The 3,450-nt window shown below is 50.7% G+C and carries 2 tRNA genes and 2 rRNA genes; all 4 read right to left on the bottom strand.

The features are described 5' to 3' along the window. A 23S ribosomal RNA gene (locus B348_RS0103335) occupies positions 1-1,277 on the bottom strand; the annotation flags it as partial. Positions 1,278-1,526: 249 nt separating this feature from the next. Continuing rightward, a tRNA-Ala gene (locus B348_RS0103330) sits at positions 1,527-1,602 on the bottom strand. Positions 1,603-1,632: 30 nt separating this feature from the next. After that, positions 1,633-1,709, bottom strand: a tRNA-Ile gene (locus B348_RS0103325). 83 nt (positions 1,710-1,792) lie between these two features. Then, positions 1,793-3,329 (bottom strand): 16S ribosomal RNA (locus B348_RS0103320). Positions 3,330-3,450: the final 121 nt, after the last annotated feature.

The following is a 3,450-nucleotide window of genomic DNA, read 5'->3' as shown; positions in this document are numbered from 1 at the left end:
GTTTTTCACACCCATTGTCGTTACTCATGTCAGCATTCGCACTTCTGATACCTCCAGCAAGCTTCTCAACTCACCTTCACAGGCTTACAGAACGCTCCTCTACCGCATCACTTACGTGATACCCGTAGCTTCGGTGTATGGTTTGAGCCCCGTTACATCTTCCGCGCAGGCCGACTCGACTAGTGAGCTATTACGCTTTCTTTAAAGGGTGGCTGCTTCTAAGCCAACCTCCTAGCTGTCTAAGCCTTCCCACATCGTTTCCCACTTAACCATAACTTTGGGACCTTAGCTGACGGTCTGGGTTGTTTCCCTTTTCACGACGGACGTTAGCACCCGCCGTGTGTCTCCCATGCTCGGCACTTGTAGGTATTCGGAGTTTGCATCGGTTTGGTAAGTCGGGATGACCCCCTAGCCGAAACAGTGCTCTACCCCCTACAGTGATACATGAGGCGCTACCTAAATAGCTTTCGAGGAGAACCAGCTATCTCCGAGCTTGATTAGCCTTTCACTCCGATCCACAGGTCATCCGCTAACTTTTCAACGGTAGTCGGTTCGGTCCTCCAGTTAGTGTTACCCAACCTTCAACCTGCCCATGGATAGATCGCCCGGTTTCGGGTCTATTCCCAGCGACTAGACGCCCTATTAAGACTCGCTTTCGCTACGCCTCCCCTATTCGGTTAAGCTCGCCACTGAAAATAAGTCGCTGACCCATTATACAAAAGGTACGCAGTCACCCAACAAAGTGGGCTCCCACTGCTTGTACGCATACGGTTTCAGGATCTATTTCACTCCCCTCTCCGGGGTTCTTTTCGCCTTTCCCTCACGGTACTAGTTCACTATCGGTCAGTCAGTAGTATTTAGCCTTGGAGGATGGTCCCCCCATATTCAGACAAAGTTTCTCGTGCTCCGTCCTACTCGATTTCATGACTAAGAGATTTTCGCGTACAGGGCTATCACCCACTATGGCCGCACTTTCCAGAGCGTTCCGCTAATCTCAAAGCCACTTAAGGGCTAGTCCCCGTTCGCTCGCCACTACTAAGGGAATCTCGGTTGATTTCTTTTCCTCAGGGTACTTAGATGTTTCAGTTCCCCTGGTTCGCCTCTTACGCCTATGTATTCAGCGTAAGATAACCATCTTATGATGGCTGGGTTCCCCCATTCAGACATCTCCGGATCAAAGTCTGTTTGCCGACTCCCCGAAGCTTTTCGCAGGCTACCACGTCTTTCATCGCCTCTGACTGCCAAGGCATCCACCGTATGCGCTTCTTCACTTGACCATATAACCCCAAGCAATCTGGTTATACTGTGAAGACAACATTCGCCGAAAATTCGATAATACTCAAAACTGAGTAACTCACAAATTTTACCTTAGCCTGATCCGTTACCAGTGAAAGTAACGTTCAGTCTATCTTTCTATCACATACCCAAATTTTTAAAGAACGATCTAATCAAAGACTAGAAATCAACATTCACCATCATCACGATGGAATGCTCATTTCTAAGCTTTCAACAAACAGAAGCAGTAGTGGTGGAGCCAAACGGGATCGAACCGTTGACCTCCTGCGTGCAAGGCAGGCGCTCTCCCAGCTGAGCTATGGCCCCGTATTTCTACAGGCGTTTCCCACACAAAATTGGTGGGTCTGGGCAGATTCGAACTGCCGACCTCACCCTTATCAGGGGTGCGCTCTAACCAACTGAGCTACAGACCCAATTTCGGGCTGCTTCTTTATCGTCTTCTTCAATGAATCAAGCAATTCGTGTGGGAACTTATGGAGCAGCTGATGTCGTCGATTAAGGAGGTGATCCAGCCGCAGGTTCCCCTACGGCTACCTTGTTACGACTTCACCCCAGTCATGAATCACACCGTGGTAACCGTCCTCCCGAAGGTTAGACTAGCTACTTCTGGTGCAACCCACTCCCATGGTGTGACGGGCGGTGTGTACAAGGCCCGGGAACGTATTCACCGCGACATTCTGATTCGCGATTACTAGCGATTCCGACTTCACGCAGTCGAGTTGCAGACTGCGATCCGGACTACGATCGGTTTTATGGGATTAGCTCCACCTCGCGGCTTGGCAACCCTCTGTACCGACCATTGTAGCACGTGTGTAGCCCAGGCCGTAAGGGCCATGATGACTTGACGTCATCCCCACCTTCCTCCGGTTTGTCACCGGCAGTCTCCTTAGAGTGCCCACCATTACGTGCTGGTAACTAAGGACAAGGGTTGCGCTCGTTACGGGACTTAACCCAACATCTCACGACACGAGCTGACGACAGCCATGCAGCACCTGTCTCAATGTTCCCGAAGGCACCAATCTATCTCTAGAAAGTTCATTGGATGTCAAGGCCTGGTAAGGTTCTTCGCGTTGCTTCGAATTAAACCACATGCTCCACCGCTTGTGCGGGCCCCCGTCAATTCATTTGAGTTTTAACCTTGCGGCCGTACTCCCCAGGCGGTCAACTTAATGCGTTAGCTGCGCCACTAAAAGCTCAAGGCTTCCAACGGCTAGTTGACATCGTTTACGGCGTGGACTACCAGGGTATCTAATCCTGTTTGCTCCCCACGCTTTCGCACCTCAGTGTCAGTATTAGTCCAGGTGGTCGCCTTCGCCACTGGTGTTCCTTCCTATATCTACGCATTTCACCGCTACACAGGAAATTCCACCACCCTCTACCATACTCTAGTCAGTCAGTTTTGAATGCAGTTCCCAGGTTGAGCCCGGGGATTTCACATCCAACTTAACAAACCACCTACGCGCGCTTTACGCCCAGTAATTCCGATTAACGCTTGCACCCTCTGTATTACCGCGGCTGCTGGCACAGAGTTAGCCGGTGCTTATTCTGTCGGTAACGTCAAAACAATCACGTATTAGGTAACTGCCCTTCCTCCCAACTTAAAGTGCTTTACAATCCGAAGACCTTCTTCACACACGCGGCATGGCTGGATCAGGCTTTCGCCCATTGTCCAATATTCCCCACTGCTGCCTCCCGTAGGAGTCTGGACCGTGTCTCAGTTCCAGTGTGACTGATCATCCTCTCAGACCAGTTACGGATCGTCGCCTTGGTGAGCCATTACCTCACCAACTAGCTAATCCGACCTAGGCTCATCTGATAGCGCAAGGCCCGAAGGTCCCCTGCTTTCTCCCGTAGGACGTATGCGGTATTAGCGTCCGTTTCCGAACGTTATCCCCCACTACCAGGCAGATTCCTAGGCATTACTCACCCGTCCGCCGCTCTCAAGAGAAGCAAGCTTCTCTCTACCGCTCGACTTGCATGTGTTAGGCCTGCCGCCAGCGTTCAATCTGAGCCATGATCAAACTCTTCAGTTCAAACATCTTTGGGTTTTTAAGAAACCCTAAACTTGGCTCAGCAATCGTTGGTTACATCTTTGATTTCTCGCGGAGTAACTTGTGATGCTGATAATCTTGCTGACTATCAGTCTGACTCCAC

The organism is Pseudomonas sp. CBZ-4 (assembly GCF_000346755.1).
In the GTDB taxonomy this organism is placed as follows: domain Bacteria; phylum Pseudomonadota; class Gammaproteobacteria; order Pseudomonadales; family Pseudomonadaceae; genus Aquipseudomonas.
The sequence above is the reverse complement of the archived record's forward strand: the minus strand, read 5'-3'. Positions and strand labels throughout refer to the sequence as shown.